Source organism: Ruegeria sp. CDSC054, assembly GCF_059610645.1.
Genome location: NZ_JBXWOA010000001.1, coordinates 473,800 through 488,909, shown reverse-complemented (window position 1 = coordinate 488,909; position 15,110 = coordinate 473,800). Strand labels below are relative to the sequence as shown.

Below are 15,110 nucleotides of genomic sequence, written 5' to 3'. Positions count from 1 at the left end.
AGGCGGTAATTAAGCCCGGTTTGTCCGGGTCTCAAGGGTGCGTTCGATCAACTCATCGAAATCACCCGCATCGCGGACCTTGTGCATGTCGTCAGCGGTGACTGTGACACCCCAATTGTCCGCCATGGCCTGATAGCGCGGTTGGCGGTGCGCCAGTGCGCGGGCATAGGTCCAGCGGATAAAGGCGTCCGGGTCGACGTCCTCGGGTGCGTAACCATGTTCGGTGAGGTATTCGTCCCAGACCCGGGTCAGAAACTCTGCCTGATAGGACATCGGCTTGGGGGCCTTATCGAAACGGCGGATCAGTTCTGCAGTGTGATCCTCATCGCCCTTAATCCAGATCATCAGGGTTTGGCGGGACAGCTCGGACAAGACATGATCAGCCGGGTCCTCAGGATCGACCCATTCGCAAATTGACCCGCCGGTATCACAGATGAAGTTCGGGTATTGATACAAACGCTTGGCGCGGTCGATGAAATACTCGGTGTCTAGCAGGGCGTGGATCTCAGCCAGGCGGAACTGTTCTTGCCTGCGACGATATTCCGTAAGCTCAAGCCCGCCGTGCGCCGGGTTTCCCGGTTTGCCCAGATAGGTCGCAACCGGTGTCAGGTTTTCGAACGAGATATTCGAGCCGATATAGATCGAATCCGACAGCAACAGGTCGCGCAGGAAGGGCACCTTCATCGCCTCGGCCTTGGCATTGTCGATGATGTATTCGCCCATGTACCGGGTGCCGATGCGGTAATCGATCGAGTAGTGGAACCAGTCCCCGGAATCACGCAGCACGTTCGACACATAGGTCTTGCCCAGCCCAGACATGCCGAAGAACAGAACTTTTTTCCGGGCCGCTTCGCGCCAGTCCTTTGCCGAGCTGTAGATCATTATCCGCTGTCCCTTTTTCTGACCTAGCTAAAACGGGCAGGGGGCGGCGTCAATCACGTGAGCGGGACCAGTTGAGAATCAATAGCCCGATCGCCAGCACGGCAAAGCCCAAAAAGGCCTGCGGCGGTAAGGTTTCGTCGCGCACCAGAGTGCCCAAAACGATGGCAACAGGCGGTATGACAAGCGTTACCAACATCAGGTTTCCGGCCCCGGCCATGGCCAGAACGCGGTAATACAACAAGTACGCTCCGGCGGTTGCAATCAGAGCGTAATAGGCAATGGCCGCCCACGTTATCACCGGCAGGTTCAAAACGGGAAGCCCGTCGACCACGAGGGAAACAGGCAAAATCAGAATGGTTGAGCCGGTCAGCATGCCAGCTGCGGCAACTATGGGAGACAAGCCAGACAACTTGATTCTGGCCCAGGCGCTGGCCAACGCGTAAGAAACTGTTCCGGCGATGATTGCCAGTTGGGCAACGCTTTGAAGGTTGAAAGTTGCGAAATTCTTAAGGCCAATTGCAATTGCTACACCCAGAAATCCCAGACCGACGCCCACTCCGCGCGCGAGGGTCAATCGCTCGTCCTTGAAGAACATTGCAGCGATCAGAACGCCGAAAACAGCGGTTGCGGCATTCAGGATCGAGGTCAGGCCAGTCTCGATGTAAAGCTGCCCCCAAGCCATAAGCGAGAAGGGGATGGCATTGTTCAACAACCCCATCATCAGGAATGCGCCCCAGATGCGCGGACTGGTAGGAACACTCAGCTTTTTAACCCAGACAACGATCCACAACGCCAGCATCGCCCAGAATACGCGGTGCAGAACCGAGGTCATGACGGGGATCGTGTCCAATGCGACGCGGATCGAGATAAAGGATGCGCCCCAGATCACGCCCAGAAGCAACAGTTCGGCCCAAGCCCTTGGAGACAGGTGTTTTTGAGGTTCCATAGCCCGTTCTCGCATTCCCCAAGGCGATGTTCGACCCGAAACTTGCGCAAAGAAAAACCCCGCCGAAAGTGGCGGGGTTTTTGTAGTTGGTTCGGTAGGCGGGATCAGTTCAGCGTGTAAGTGAGCTGAAGGCCGACGCTCCATGCCGAGTTGCCCGAGAATTCGCCACCTGTTGTGGTGGTCGCGTCTCCGATGTCGGTATAGCGGATGCCGCCAGAAATCTGAGCCTGCTCGAAGGAGTATGTACCACCTACGCCAAGGCTCCAGAAACCGTCGGTGGGGCCGAGGTTCGAAACAGCAGAACCCGAGGACGTTTCATAGCCCGCAGAGATCGCGCCAGAAAACTCTTCGGTGAACTTGTAGCCAAGACCCAGTGTGTAGGTGAAGGTATCGTCCGCATAGTCAACCAGGTTCTGTTGCGCAGCGGCAGTATAAACCGGCGGTGCCAGAACTGTCTGCGGCCAGTCAACCCAGCGGATCGAGCCGAACAGCAGCGTTTTAGGTGCCACACCGGTCTGGAAGTCCAGATTTACCGATTGAGGCGTCACAACTTCGGTTTCGGTCTGTGCGGTCACAAGCGGTGCGGGGACGGGCGGTGGTCTCCGGTTGATGGACTCTGTCGAGTCGAAATCGTGTGTGATTTTCGAGTTGTAGGTCAGTGCGACACGTGCCGCGATCTCGGGACGTTCCCATGCGACGCCTATGACGTAACCGAAGTCAACCTCAGAGCCGGATTCAAATTCGTAACCGGCAACAACCGGGACAGCAACGGTTGCCTTGGCCCGTTGTGCGCGAATACCGCCGATTGCGCTGAAGCCGCCATCGAACTTGTAACGAACCAGGGCAGTAATCGCATCAACATCCGCTTTAGCGCGCAAAACGTCGGTGCGACCACCAAAAGCGGCCAAGGGGTTCTGCGACAAAGGATAGTTCGACGGGTATTCGACATCGGCACCGTACGGCTCATCATAGATGAGAGCAAAGTCCAACTGATCGGTAAACGAATGCTTGTACGCTAGGTGTGGTGTCCAGAAGCTTTTGGCGATGTTTCCGGAATCAACACCGTTCTGCTCACCGCTCACGTCGGGGTTTGCGTAACCCAAACGGAACTGAACAACAGAACCTTCCTCAAACAGAATGTTGACGCCCTGGCCGCTGCGATCAAGACCGCCTGCGTAAGCACCGGTTGCGCCAACGCATACCGCACACGCCTGTAGAAGCGCTTTTTTCATTAGTTCCTCCCTCTAGGTCTCCTGGAGGTCAGCGCCTGTTGATATGTGGTGCGGGCTGACCTGCATTGTGGTGCTCGTTATTTTCTTGAGCTTTACCTTATCGTCAACTGGTGACCGTGCGTTACTTGTGTTGAGTGTCGCGTAGAGGTGTTGCCAAACTGTTACGATTCTCGGCGTGAACGTTCAGGAAAATACCTACGAAAATTACCGCAGCGCCTAATAGAGTCCAGTGATCCAGCGGTTCGTGATACAGAACCATACCTATGACCGCGATTGTGGGCAGGCGTGCAAAGTCAAACGGCACCACAACGGTTGCCGGGGCAATCGCCAGCGCATTTGTGATGCAGTAATGCGCCAGCAGCCCGGCCAGTCCCACCAGTAACAAAAACGGAGCTGTGCCTGCCGAGGGCAGGGTGATTTGTCCGTCGATACCCGATGCGATCAGCCCCAGCACGGCTTGCATTACTGTCAGCCAGAACATGATGCATCCGATGCTGGCAAAACGAGTGAGGGACTTTGTCGATATCGTTGTTAAGGCGAAGAAAACAGCGGACATAGCAGCGGTCATCACACCTGCACTGAGAGGCACGGTGCCCGGCCGGGCGACCAGAAGAATTCCAGCAAAGCCAATCAGCGCCGATAACATGCGCACGGTCGTCAGGCGCTCTTTCAATAGAAGTGGAGACAGCAGTATGACCCATATGGGCTGGGTAAACTCCAGCGCAAAAACCTGCGCCAACGGAATGACGCTGACCGCATAGAACCAGAGGTTTTGCCCGGTGAAATGCAATACGTTCCGGATGCCGTGCAAGCCGATCCGTTCAGTCGAAACCTGGTGCCACTTTCGCGTCAGAGTCAGGATCAGGGCGACCACGCAGATGCCGACGAGGCTGCGATAGAACATGATCTCGAACGTGTCGTGGGTCACGCTCAGTTCGCGGCCCGCGATTGCCATGGACGAGAAAGAGGCAATCGCCCCGGTCATCCAGAGCGCTGCCTTGCCGATCTGTGGTCTGGCCGTTTCCATCCGGGCGCCTGTAGATTTTGGTTATACCAAATTGATTGCTATCGATTTTTTCACGGCGTGAAAAACAAAAAAGCCGGGACAGAGCCCGGCTTTCGCATTATTCCCACTCGATGGTTCCGGGTGGTTTTGATGTGATGTCATAGGTGCATCTGTTGATGCCCTTGACCTCGTTGATGATCCGTGTGGCCGTTTCGCCAAGGAACTCGTGGCTGAACGGGTAGTAGTCTGCGGTCATGCCATCCACCGATGTCACCGCGCGCAGAGCACAAGCGTAGTCGTAGGTGCGACCATCGCCCATGACGCCCACCGTGCGCACGGGCAGGATGGCCACAAAGGCTTGCCAGATGTCATCGTACAGACCGTGCTTGCGAATCTGGTCGATATAGACCGCATCCGCTTCGCGCAGGATATCCAGCTTTTCGCGGGTGATCTCGCCGGGGCAGCGAATCGCCAGGCCGGGACCGGGGAATGGGTGGCGGCCGATAAAGCTCTGGGGCAGGCCCAACTCACGACCCAGCGCGCGGACTTCGTCCTTGAACAGCTCGCGCAGCGGCTCGACTAGTTTTAGGCCCATCTTTTCGGGCAGGCCGCCTACATTGTGGTGCGACTTGATCGTGACCGAGGGGCCGCCCGAGAAGGACACAGATTCAATCACGTCGGGATACAGGGTACCCTGCGCCAGGAATTCGGCGCCGTCGATTGTGTCGGCGTGTTTCTGGAACACGTCGATGAACAGCTTGCCGATGATCTTGCGCTTGGTCTCGGGGTCGCTTTGACCTTCGAGTTCACCAAGGAACAGATCGCTTTCGTTCGCGTGGATCAGCTGGATGTTGTAATTATCGCGGAACATGCCGACGACTTCTTCGGCCTCGTTCTTGCGCAACAGCCCGTGGTCGACGAAGACGCAGGTCAGCTGATCACCGATCGCCTCGTGGATCAGGATCGCCGCTACCGAGCTGTCGACGCCACCGGACAGGCCGCAGATGACTTGTTTGTCGCCGACCTGCTCGCGGATCTTTTCGATCATTTGTTCGCGATAGGCACCCATGGTCCAATCGCCCTTGAACCCGGCCAGCTTGACGAAATTCTCATACAGCATGGCACCCTTTGGGGTATGGTGCACCTCGGGGTGGAACTGAACCGCGTAGAAGTGACGGTCGCTGTCCGCTGTAATCGCGAAAGGTGCGTTTGGCGAGGTGCCGTAAACGGTGAAGCCGGGTGCGATTTTGCTGACATGGTCGCCGTGACTCATCCAGACCTGTTCGTCACCGTCCGTAAACCAGCCTTCCAAAATATCAAGCTTAGCCTGCGGGGTAACAAACGCACGCCCGAACTCGGCCGTGCCGTGTCCGCTTTCAACTTTGCCGCCCAGTTGGTGCATCATCACCTGTTGGCCGTAGCAGATACCAAGCATTGGAACGCCGTAATCAAAAATCTCTTGCGGTACACGGGGCGAACCCTCACGTGTCACGCTGTCAGGACCGCCCGAGAATATCACGGCCTTGGGGGCCATTTCCCGCACAAAGTCCATCGTGACTTTTTGATAGGGGTGGATTTCGCAATAGACGTTCAGCTCGCGCAGGCGGCGCGCAATAAGCTGCGTAACCTGGCTGCCGAAGTCGATGATCAGAAGGCGGTCATGGGTGTCTTGGGTCATGGATGGCTATTAGGTCGCAAGCCTTGCATGTGCAAGCGCTATGAAGTCATTTGTGCAATTGTGCCTCAGGATAATACAGAAAGAGCGCGAGATGCCCGAAATCAAGCTACGCCGCGCAAGTGCTGCAGATACCGAAGCCGCCACAACCTGCATTGCGGCAGCCTATGCGGATGCATTGCGTGATATTCCTGATCTGCCCGATGTCACGGACGGCGTTGGCGAGGACATCGCTGCGCATCATGCTTGGGTTGCCACGAAGGATGAAGACATCGTCGGGTTTATTGTTTTTGACCGGGTCGATTCTGCGGTGATGATCTTTAACCTCGCCGTATCGCCAAAGGCACAAGGGGCAGGGTTGGCGAGGCGGTTGATCGAAATAGCTGAACAAAAAGCCAAGGGAACGGGCACCGCTAAGCTCAGGTTGCGAACGCATAAATTAATGCAAGCGACAGTCTCCATGTATCTCTACTTAGGGTGGCACGAGAAAGAGGTGAGCGGAAAGACCATCCTGATGGAGAAGGAACTTACGTGATCAGAGCAAGTGCCTGACGGTTTTGGTTCCTGCGGATGTCGCTTTTCCCCCTATAGCGCCGTAAATTAGATGCTTTGCCCCAAATGCTTGCTGTAACAAACTGATCAACTCAATCATTAGACAGGATCTTCTCATGGCAGAGGCAAACACCCGGCGTCGGGCAAGAGGTGGCGGTGGCGCCGCCCGCCGGGCCGAACGTACCGCGGTTCGCATCGAAACGGCGAAATACATCGAACGGAATATTCCGAACTTCGAGGTTCTCAACGAAGAAGCGTTGGAAATCATCGAAACCAATGCGGAAACCATTCTAGCCGAAGTCGGCGTGAACTTTGTCGACAACCCAGCCGCGTTGCAGCGCTGGAAAGATGTTGGCGCCGATGTCGATGGTGAACGCGTCCGCATTCCGCGTGGTCTGGCACGTCAGCTGATCAAAACCGCGCCCAGCGAATTCACGCAGCACGCCCGTAACCCCGAAAAATCGGTTGTCATCGGTGGCCGTAATCTGGTTCTGGCCCCGGTGTACGGCCCGCCTTTTGTGCGGGACGCGCAAGGTGGCCGTCGCTATGCGACTATGGAAGATTTCAACAAGTTCGTGAAACTGGCCTATATGTCCAAGTGGTTGCACCATTCGGGCGGGACTGTTTGCGAACCCACCGACGTTCCGGTGAACAAGCGTCACCTGGACATGCTGATGGCGCACATGACCTTGTCGGACAAGCCGTTCATGGGCTCGGTCACCGATCCCAGCCGCGCGCAGGATTCGGTTGAGATGTGCGAGATTCTGTTCGGCAAAGAGTTCGTTCAGGAAAACACGGTGATGACCTCGCTGACCAACATCAACTCGCCGATGACCTTCGACGATGTGATGATGGGCGCGCTTGAGGTTTATGCGAAGAACAATCAGGCCTGCATCATCTCGCCCTTTATCGTGGGCGGTGCGATGGCACCGGTTTCGATTGCGGGGACACTGACGCAGGTTCTGGCCGAAGTTCTGGCCGGCGTGGCCTATAGTCAGATCATCCGCCCGGGTGCACCTGCAATCTTTGGTGCCTTTGTGTCGTCGATCGACATGAACTCTGGTGCACCGACCTTTGGTACACCTGAGGCTTCGTTGGTCACCTACGGAGCGGGCCAGTTGGCGCGACGTCTGAATCTGCCGTTCCGCTCGGCCGGGTCGTTCTGCGGCTCGAAACTGCCTGACGCACAGGCGGCCTATGAGACCGCGAACTCGCTGAACATGGGGCTGATGTCTGGTGTGAACTTCATGCTGCATTCCTGCGGCTGGCTTGAAGGCGGTCTGGTGGCCGATTTTGAAAAGTTTGTCATGGATGCCGACCAGTTGGGTGTTCTGCATAGCCTGGCCAAAGGCGTGGCATATGATGAGAATGCGCAGGCGATGGATGCGATCCGCGAGGTTGGCCCCGGCGGCCACTATCTGGGCTGCGCCCATACGCAGGCGAATTTCAAAGAAGCGTTCTGGAAGTCCGATGTTCTGGATTACAAACCCTTCGAGACCTGGGAAGACGAAGGCGGGCGCGACACACGCCAATTGGCCACGTCGCGGGTCGAGCATCTGCTGGCCAACTACCAGCAACCGCAACTCGATCCCGCCGTCAACGAAGCATTGAACGCATACGTGGCGGAAAAGAAAGCTTCCATGCCGGATGCCTTCACCTGATCATTGATATTGCGCGGCGCGACTGGCTTTGAACAGTTGCGCCTCGCCCAACAGCGCGATCAGCAGGTCCAGATGGCGGACCAACGAATAGGCGGCGTCTTCGGCCAGTCTTTGGGCGTTAACCTCTCGTTCCAATTCCAACAAACGAACCAGCCCAGACCCTGTGCCGGGCAGTGATCCGTATCCCAGAACACGCTGAAGATGCCGATCCCGATCATACTCCTGCGCCCCAATTTTTGCGGCCCGAGCCAACAGGCGTGGGCGGCGGAGCGTTGTAATCATGGTCATCAGGTCCTGCATTTCGGTGATCCCTTGGTTGAACAGAAGAAAGCCATTTGTCACACAACCTAAACGAGTGTTGCCTTGTGCGGGTTCCCTCCGAACTCTGACTTCATGAGTGTTTATGATTTTGAATCAAATCTGGTTGTTGTCTCTCCCGGTTAACGAACGAGTAACGAAAGCGGCTCTAGTTAGGATTGGTTAACACATTCACCGGGGGCGATTGAGAACCGATTGTTTTGTCGACGAGGGCAAGTAACTATGCAAGAAAACATGGCTTTCACCATTCCGGCGTGGGTGCCTGAAGGGGCGCAGAGATACCTGGCGCATACTGAAACCGGTCAATCGATCCGCGACATCGCGCGATCTGTGGGGTGCCATGCGTCAACCATACTCAGACAGATCCGACGTATTGAAATGCGCCGCGACGATCCATTGGTGGATGCTGCGCTGCAGGCGCTGGCAGAGGTCCATTTCACGGATCAACAGGGGCGTGCAGGATCCCTGAACGAGCCTTTGGGGGTTCAGGCCAACGATGCAACAAGCAAGGACGATGAGTTTAACCGCGAAGCTCTTCGAATACTGCGCCGCCTTTGCGAAACCGGCGCGGTTCTGGCCGTGGCGGAAGAGATGGACAAGGCCGTGGTCGTTCGGGACACCGGCGACAGCGGGACCGCAAGAACCGCAGTCGTCGATTGCACGATTGCGCAAGCGCTGGCTCTGAATGATTGGATATCCTGCGATAATCCCGGACGTATTTCCCGGTATCGCATCTCTTCCTCTGGGCGGTCGGCCTTAAGCCAACTGATCGCCGAGGCCGAGAACAAAGCGCGCGCCAGAAACGAGTTCGGCATGGCCGAGGCGCAATCGCCGTTTCAGGGGCATGGCGAACAAAGACAGGACAGGTCGTCGCACGGCGCCAGACGTATTCGGTACAGTGCTGCCGAAAGCCCGCTGATCGCGTTGGCGCGCAGGCGGGACAAGGACGGAAAGCCCTTTCTCGACGAAACTCTGGTCGGCGCTGGGGAACGGCTGCGCGAAGACTTTGAACTGTCGCAGATCGGTCCGCAGGTTGCCCAAAACTGGGATCACTTTCTAACTGCCGGGGGGCGGGGAAGTTTCGCAAATGGAACGTATGCAGGCCAGGGATCGTCAGACGCGCGCGCTCGGGTTGAACGTGCCCTGTCGGATCTGGGACCGGGGTTAAGCGACGTGGCACTGCGGTGCTGCTGTTACCTTGAGGGGCTCGAATTGGCTGAAAAACGCATGGGCTGGTCGGCGCGTTCCGGGAAGATCGTGTTGCGCATCGCCTTGCAACGCCTCAAGCGCCATTACGAAGATCAAGCAGAGAAAACTCGCCTGATTGGGTAGAAATTCCATAATTCGCAGTTGAGGTTTCAGGGGGTAGTGATAGGAATTGCCTATGAATTTTACCCTCAGACAGCTTCAGTATTTCAATGCGGTGGCGGATCAGCGCAATTTTGGCCGTGCAGCGCAGGTCTGCCATGTTTCGCAGCCCGCGCTGTCGGTTCAAATCAAAGCGTTGGAAGAGACTTTGGGCGGGCCGCTGTTCGAACGTCAGGCCCGCGACATCCTGCTGACGCCATTGGGGCGCGATGTGATGGACTACGCCAGTCAGGTGCTTGGCGCGGCAGACCGTCTGGACCAGTTCGCAAAGGATCATTCCGTTGGGCATCGGTCCTTGGCGATTGGGATCATCCCGACCATAGCCCCATATCTTTTACCCGGAGTGCTTGCCGGGCTGCGAACAGCTGACGTCTCCTTGCGGGTGCAGATCCGCGAGGCCCGGACCGAGCGCTTGCTGGCCATGCTGCGGGCCGGGGAAATCGATGCCGGTGTGATGGCCTTGCCGGCCGGTGGCAGCGAATTGTTCGAATTGCCGCTTTTCGAGGATCGCTTTCTGCTTGCCGGAAGCGCGGGGCGGCTTGGGACAGTACACTCAGACCCGGATGCCTTGCGCCCGGTGGATCTGCAGACCGCGCAGTTGATGTTGCTGGATGACGGGCATTGCCTGACGGATCAGGCTCTTGAGGTCTGTGGTCAGGACAGAAGCAGCGGTTTGATCAATATGGGGGCGTCCTCATTGGCGACTCTGTCGCGATTGGTTGCCGAAGGGTTTGGTCTGACACTCATGCCTGAACTCGCGGCGCGCTCGGAAACCGAAGCAGTTCCGGGGCTCAAGCTCATGCGGTTCGGGGCACCGCAGCCTGCGCGGACGGTGGGGTTGGTCCGGCGCCTTTCGACGGGACATGAAGACTGGTTCGACAGTCTGGCGGAAGTCATCCGGCGTGTTGGCGAAGATATTGTAACCGAGACCCGTCATTAAAAAAGGCCCGCCAGAGGCGAGCCTTTGATACGTCAGCCTGACACTTCTTATGCCAGTGCCGGTTCTTTGGCTTCTTCCAGGTGCTTCATCAGGGTTTCCGGGGACGAAACGCCATAGGGGTCTTCTGGGCAGTTGTCCATCAGGCCGGGCTCTTCGAACCAAGCTTCGACCACACCATCCGTTACGATGGCAGCGTAGCGCCACGAACGCATGCCAAAGCCCAAGTTTTCCTTGTCGACCAGCATGCCCATTTTGCGGGTAAATTCGCCCGAACCGTCAGGGATGACTTTGACGTTTTTAAGGCCCTGATCCTTTGCCCATTTGTTCATGACAAAGCTGTCATTCACGGACATGCAGTAGATTTCATCGATGCCCTTGGCGGTGAAGTCGGCATAACCGTTTTCGAAACCGGGCAGTTGGTAGGTCGAGCACGTGGGTGTGAACGCACCGGGCAGGGAAAACAGGATAACGCGCTTGCCCGCGAAGTAATCCGCGGTTGTTTTGTCTTCCCAACGGAACGGGTTGGATCCTTCGATTGCTTCGTCGCGGACACGGGTGTGGAAGGTAACGGAAGGCAGTTTTGCGCCGGTTTTCATCTACGGGCTCCTGTGATTCACATTAGAATTAATGGTGACTTAAAACAGTTCTAAACCGCCTTCAACGCCAGAAATGCTGCAATTGCGATATAACTTTAGGTGGCTGCAAACGAAAGTTAATCTGCCTAGAGTGTTTGAAGTTCCGGGCTATTTTCTGCGAGTGCAAACGTACCGTGCATGGCGGGTATACCCGGGTGGCATAGTCTGCGCGGGCGTATTATGTTAGGGCAAAGCAAATTGACCCAAAGTCAGGAAAGCCAGCCGTGCGTGATCTGAAGATCCCAGAACAACGTCATCCCGAAAAAGCGCATCGTCCAGACAATGCGCAGCCAAAAAAGCCCAAGTGGATACGCGTCAAGGCACCCGGCGGTAAGGGTTATGCTGAGACGCACAAGATCATGCGCGAAAACAATCTGGTCACTGTCTGTGAAGAGGCCGGATGCCCAAATGTCGGCGAATGCTGGAGCCAGGGCCACGCCACCATGATGATCATGGGCGAGATTTGTACCCGCGGTTGCACGTTCTGCAACATCGCGACAGGCCGCCCTGATGATCTGGATGTTTTTGAACCAGGTCGTGTGGCCCACGCAGTCGAAAAATTGGGCCTGAACCACGTCGTGATCACGTCGGTTGACCGCGATGACCTGAAGGACGGAGGTGCCGACCATTTCGCGCAGACGATACGCGCGGTGCGGCATCGGTCGCCTAAGACGACGATTGAAATCTTGACACCAGATTTTCTTAAATGTGATTCTTCCGTTCTTGAGACTGTCGTCGAGGCCAAGCCGGATGTGTTCAACCACAATCTGGAAACCGTACCCGGCCTGTACCTCGAAGTGCGTCCCGGTGCGCGTTATTTCCACTCGTTGCGGTTGTTGCAGCGTGTCAAAGAGCTGGACCCGTCGATCTTTACTAAATCAGGAATCATGGTCGGCTTGGGTGAGAACGAGCAAGAAGTCCGGCAGGTCATGGATGACATGCGCGCCGCCGATATCGACTTTCTAACCATCGGCCAGTATCTGCAGCCCACGCCCAAGCACCATGGTGTGGATCGGTTCGTGACGCCGGAAGAGTTCGCATCCTATGAAAAGGCAGCTTATGGCAAAGGGTTCCTGATGGTGTCCGCGACACCACTGACCCGGTCATCCTATCACGCGGGCGATGACTTTGCCCGGTTGCGTGAGGCTCGCCAGAAAAAGCTGGAACAAGGGTGACACCCGAAGCGCACGCGCGGCTGACACGCCTGCGCCACGACCTGCACCAATATCCCGAACTTTCCGGGCAGGAGCGTGAGACCGCTGCCCGCATGACAGAGCTGTTGCAGGGATTCGGTGCGGACCATGTGCTTACCGGACTGGGGGGGCACGGTGTTGCCGCGGTTTTTGACAGTGGGCAAGCTGGGCCGACCGTGGGTATCCGGTGCGAGTTGGACGGACTGCCGATTCAAGAACTTGGCACGCACCCCTATGTGTCGAAGGTTCCGGGCAAAGGGCATTTGTGCGGCCATGATGGGCACATGACGATGGTGCTTGGCGTTGCCGAAGACCTGGCGCGACAGCGACCTAATAAGGGTCGGGTGGTTCTGATCTTTCAACCGGCTGAGGAAACCGGGCAGGGCGCCATCGCCTTTCGCACGGACCCCCAATTCGCGCAGATCGCGCCGGACTACGTGTTCTCTCTGCACAATCTGCCGGGATTGGAACTTGGTGCCGTTGAGTTATGTCAGGGTTCGGCTAACTGCGCCTCGCGCGGGATGAAGATAATCCTGACCGGCAAGACATCCCATGCGGCTGCGCCTCAGGATGGGAATTCCCCGGCTCGGGCAATGTCTGAATTGATGTTGCAACTGGCAGGTTTGGGCGCAGGCGGCGCGTTGGACGCTGATTTTGCGCTGACAACGGTGACGCATGCCCGTTTGGGAGAGCCGACTTTCGGCGTCGCTCCGGGGCAGGCCGAGATCTGGGTAACCTTGCGTACTGTTTCAGACGCCCGGATGCAAACGCTGATCACCGAGGCCGAAGCGCTGGCGCGCCGCGCCGCATCCGCCGACAGTTTGGGTGTTGAGATCACCTATGACGATGTCTTCGAGGCCTGCGTCAATCACAGCGACGCGGTGAACATCATCGCAACGGCCTGCGCCGAGCGTGGAGTACCGTGCCATTCAACAGAGACGCCGCAAAAGTTCTCAGAAGATTTCGGGCAATTTGGGAAAGGCGCGAAAACGGCGATGTTCTGGTTGGGCGCGGGGCAGGATCATCCGCAATTGCATAACCCTGACTATGATTTCCCAGATGCACTTATCTCGGTAGGAGTAGACGTATTTGTTGCCGCAATTCGATCACTTAATGGCTGAAACTTCAGTTTACGAGATCGCTCACTATTCCAACGGCATCAATGACTGTCTTAGTGTCATCTGATATCGACAGGATTTCGTCATCCACGCGGATATATCGCTGACCGGCGGGTAGAGGCTTCAACTTCCAGCCGTCCAGGTCATCAAGATAGTCAAAATTCAGATCGTTAGGGAGTTTCTGACCTCGCGTATAACGCTTGATCTGTCCGGACGGTACACCAACGCCATTATTGGTCTTTATCGACTTTTCGATTTTCGACTTGTCTGGGCCTTTCCCTTTGCCCTTGTTGTCTTTTGCGTCCGCAAGACCAACCATTGCGGCGACGGCGCAAGTCGCCAGAAGCCCAATAGACATTACTTTCATAAGCAGAATCCTCCCAAGATGGTCGGAGGGTAATCTGTTGTTGAGGGCGTTGTCCAATGGTATTCAATTAAGTGAATGCAAAGGTGCGCAGCTACTTTGACTATTGGAATCTGGGTTTGTTTTTGCCCCTCTCAGTCTTCGACAAAACGAACCTTACCAATAAACGGCAGGTTGCGATTGCGCTGCGCGTAGTCGATCCCGTAACCCACAACGAATTCGTCCGGAATTTCAAAGCCGATCCAATCGGAACGGAAATCGACCTCGCGCCGGCTGGGTTTGTCCAGCAAGGCAATGGACTTAAGTCGGCTTGGCTTGCGGCTGCGCAAGAGTTTTGTAACGTGGTTCAGCGTGTGGCCGGTGTCGACGATATCCTCGACCGCTAAAACATCGCGCCCTTCAATCGCACCGCGCAAGTCCTTGAGAATGCGTACTTCCCGGCTGCTTTCCATCGCGTCTCCATACGAGGATACTTCGAGGAAATCGACTTCGATCGGCAGGTCCAGCTCGCGCACCAGATCCGCGATGAAGACGAAACTGCCGCGCAGCAGGCCGACCACGATCAGCTTGTCGGTATCTCCGAATTCTGCCGTGATTTCGCGGCATAATTCCTCGATTCGGGCTGCAATCGCCTTGGCCGAGATCATCGTATCTATCACATATGCGCGGTCGCTCATCGCTGCCCCCTTGATCTTTGGCGCGCAACATACGACATGACGCGCCATTGTCACCTGAAAAACCGGACGCCATGCCTACTCATTCGGAAACACGTCACCTTCCTTACACTGCTCAGCAGATGTACGAGCTGGTCGCGGACGTGGCAAAGTATCCCGAGTTTCTGCCGTGGTGCGCAGCCGCCCGCATTCGTCGGACCTATGCGGCGGGCGAGGCGCAAGTCATGGAGGCAGACTTGGTGATCTCGTTCAAAGTGTTTCGCGAACGGTTCGGCAGCCGGGTAACACTGTTTGCCGATCAGAAAAGAATCGACACTGAATATCTGGACGGTCCTTTCAAATACATGAAATCCGACTGGCAATTCGCTGACGCCGACGATGGCGGATGCAACATCACGTTCCACGTGGATTTCGAATTCAAGAACGCGATCCTTCAGGGGATCATCGGCGTGGTCTTCAACGAGGCTATGCATCGGATCGTTCAGGCCTTTGAGACCCGCGCGAAGGACTTGTACAGCTAGGTCTTTACCCCGGGTTGGCGGTCGC

Annotated in this window: 16 protein-coding genes; 7 read left to right on the top strand and 9 right to left on the bottom strand. The window is 56.5% G+C overall.

The annotated features are described in order from the left end of the window. Window positions 1-9: 9 nt before the first annotated feature. The 5 genes from AC2FGC_RS02440 to guaA all read right to left on the bottom strand — a co-directional run bounded on the left by AC2FGC_RS02440 (window position 10) and on the right by guaA (window position 5,744). Complete coding sequence (locus AC2FGC_RS02440; RefSeq protein ID WP_496722546.1) at window positions 10-882, bottom strand: ATPase; 873 nt, start codon at window positions 880-882, stop codon at window positions 10-12. 49 nt (window positions 883-931) lie between these two features. Continuing rightward, window positions 932-1,828, bottom strand: a complete 897-nt coding sequence (locus AC2FGC_RS02435; RefSeq protein WP_496722548.1) for a DMT family transporter — start codon at window positions 1,826-1,828, stop codon at window positions 932-934. Window positions 1,829-1,932: 104 nt separating this feature from the next. Further along, complete coding sequence (locus tag AC2FGC_RS02430) at window positions 1,933-3,060, bottom strand: OmpP1/FadL family transporter (RefSeq protein WP_496722550.1); 1,128 nt, start codon at window positions 3,058-3,060, stop codon at window positions 1,933-1,935. Window positions 3,061-3,181: 121 nt separating this feature from the next. Beyond that, window positions 3,182-4,087: a DMT family transporter gene (locus tag AC2FGC_RS02425; protein WP_496722552.1), complete on the bottom strand. Its 906-nt coding sequence runs from the start codon at window positions 4,085-4,087 to the stop codon at window positions 3,182-3,184. 97 nt (window positions 4,088-4,184) lie between these two features. After that, window positions 4,185-5,744: a glutamine-hydrolyzing GMP synthase gene (gene guaA, locus AC2FGC_RS02420; RefSeq protein WP_496781367.1), complete on the bottom strand. Its 1,560-nt coding sequence runs from the start codon at window positions 5,742-5,744 to the stop codon at window positions 4,185-4,187. A gap of 91 nt (window positions 5,745-5,835) precedes the next feature. On the opposite strand from guaA, the gene AC2FGC_RS02415 reads away from it, so the two are divergent. Beyond that, complete coding sequence (locus tag AC2FGC_RS02415; protein ID WP_496781366.1) at window positions 5,836-6,276, top strand: GNAT family N-acetyltransferase; 441 nt, start codon at window positions 5,836-5,838, stop codon at window positions 6,274-6,276. A gap of 133 nt (window positions 6,277-6,409) precedes the next feature. After that, window positions 6,410-7,954 carry a trimethylamine methyltransferase family protein gene (locus AC2FGC_RS02410; RefSeq protein WP_496722559.1) on the top strand — a complete coding sequence of 515 codons (1,545 nt, stop codon included), beginning with the start codon at window positions 6,410-6,412 and terminating at the stop codon, window positions 7,952-7,954. On the opposite strand, the gene AC2FGC_RS02405 is transcribed toward AC2FGC_RS02410, so the two are convergent. Then, complete coding sequence (locus tag AC2FGC_RS02405) at window positions 7,955-8,254, bottom strand: DUF6477 family protein (protein WP_496781365.1); 300 nt, start codon at window positions 8,252-8,254, stop codon at window positions 7,955-7,957. 240 nt (window positions 8,255-8,494) lie between these two features. On the opposite strand from AC2FGC_RS02405, the gene AC2FGC_RS02400 reads away from it, so the two are divergent. Together AC2FGC_RS02400 and AC2FGC_RS02395 are read left to right on the top strand one after the other, a co-directional pair. After that, a complete protein-coding gene (locus AC2FGC_RS02400; RefSeq protein WP_496722563.1) occupies window positions 8,495-9,604 on the top strand; it encodes a DUF6456 domain-containing protein in 1,110 nt (369 codons plus the stop codon). A gap of 52 nt (window positions 9,605-9,656) precedes the next feature. Next, window positions 9,657-10,580 (top strand): hydrogen peroxide-inducible genes activator, encoded by a 924-nt coding sequence (locus AC2FGC_RS02395; protein WP_496722565.1) that lies wholly within the window; start codon window positions 9,657-9,659, stop codon window positions 10,578-10,580. 47 nt (window positions 10,581-10,627) lie between these two features. Here AC2FGC_RS02395 and AC2FGC_RS02390 read toward each other — a convergent pair whose 3' ends face one another. Continuing rightward, on the bottom strand, window positions 10,628-11,176 hold the full coding sequence (locus AC2FGC_RS02390) for a peroxiredoxin (RefSeq protein WP_496722566.1): 549 nt from the start codon (window positions 11,174-11,176) through the stop codon (window positions 10,628-10,630). 263 nt (window positions 11,177-11,439) lie between these two features. Here AC2FGC_RS02390 and lipA point away from each other — a divergent pair, with 263 nt between their 5' ends. Together lipA and AC2FGC_RS02380 are read left to right on the top strand one after the other, a co-directional pair. Beyond that, a complete protein-coding gene (gene lipA, locus AC2FGC_RS02385; protein ID WP_496722568.1) occupies window positions 11,440-12,390 on the top strand; it encodes a lipoyl synthase in 951 nt (316 codons plus the stop codon). Next, complete coding sequence (locus AC2FGC_RS02380; protein ID WP_496781364.1) at window positions 12,387-13,529, top strand: amidohydrolase; 1,143 nt, start codon at window positions 12,387-12,389, stop codon at window positions 13,527-13,529. The genes lipA and AC2FGC_RS02380 overlap by 4 nt, the downstream gene beginning before the upstream one ends. Before the next feature lie 4 nt (window positions 13,530-13,533). On the opposite strand, the gene AC2FGC_RS02375 is transcribed toward AC2FGC_RS02380, so the two are convergent. Continuing rightward, window positions 13,534-13,893: a hypothetical protein gene (locus tag AC2FGC_RS02375; protein ID WP_496722572.1), complete on the bottom strand. Its 360-nt coding sequence runs from the start codon at window positions 13,891-13,893 to the stop codon at window positions 13,534-13,536. Window positions 13,894-14,024: 131 nt separating this feature from the next. After that, entirely contained in the window at window positions 14,025-14,567 is a 543-nt protein-coding gene (gene hpt / locus AC2FGC_RS02370; protein ID WP_058271886.1) for a hypoxanthine phosphoribosyltransferase, read from the bottom strand. Window positions 14,568-14,638: 71 nt separating this feature from the next. Between hpt and AC2FGC_RS02365 the strand changes: the two genes are divergently transcribed. After that, window positions 14,639-15,085, top strand: a complete 447-nt coding sequence (locus AC2FGC_RS02365; RefSeq protein WP_058271887.1) for a type II toxin-antitoxin system RatA family toxin — start codon at window positions 14,639-14,641, stop codon at window positions 15,083-15,085. Window positions 15,086-15,110 lie beyond the last annotated feature (25 nt).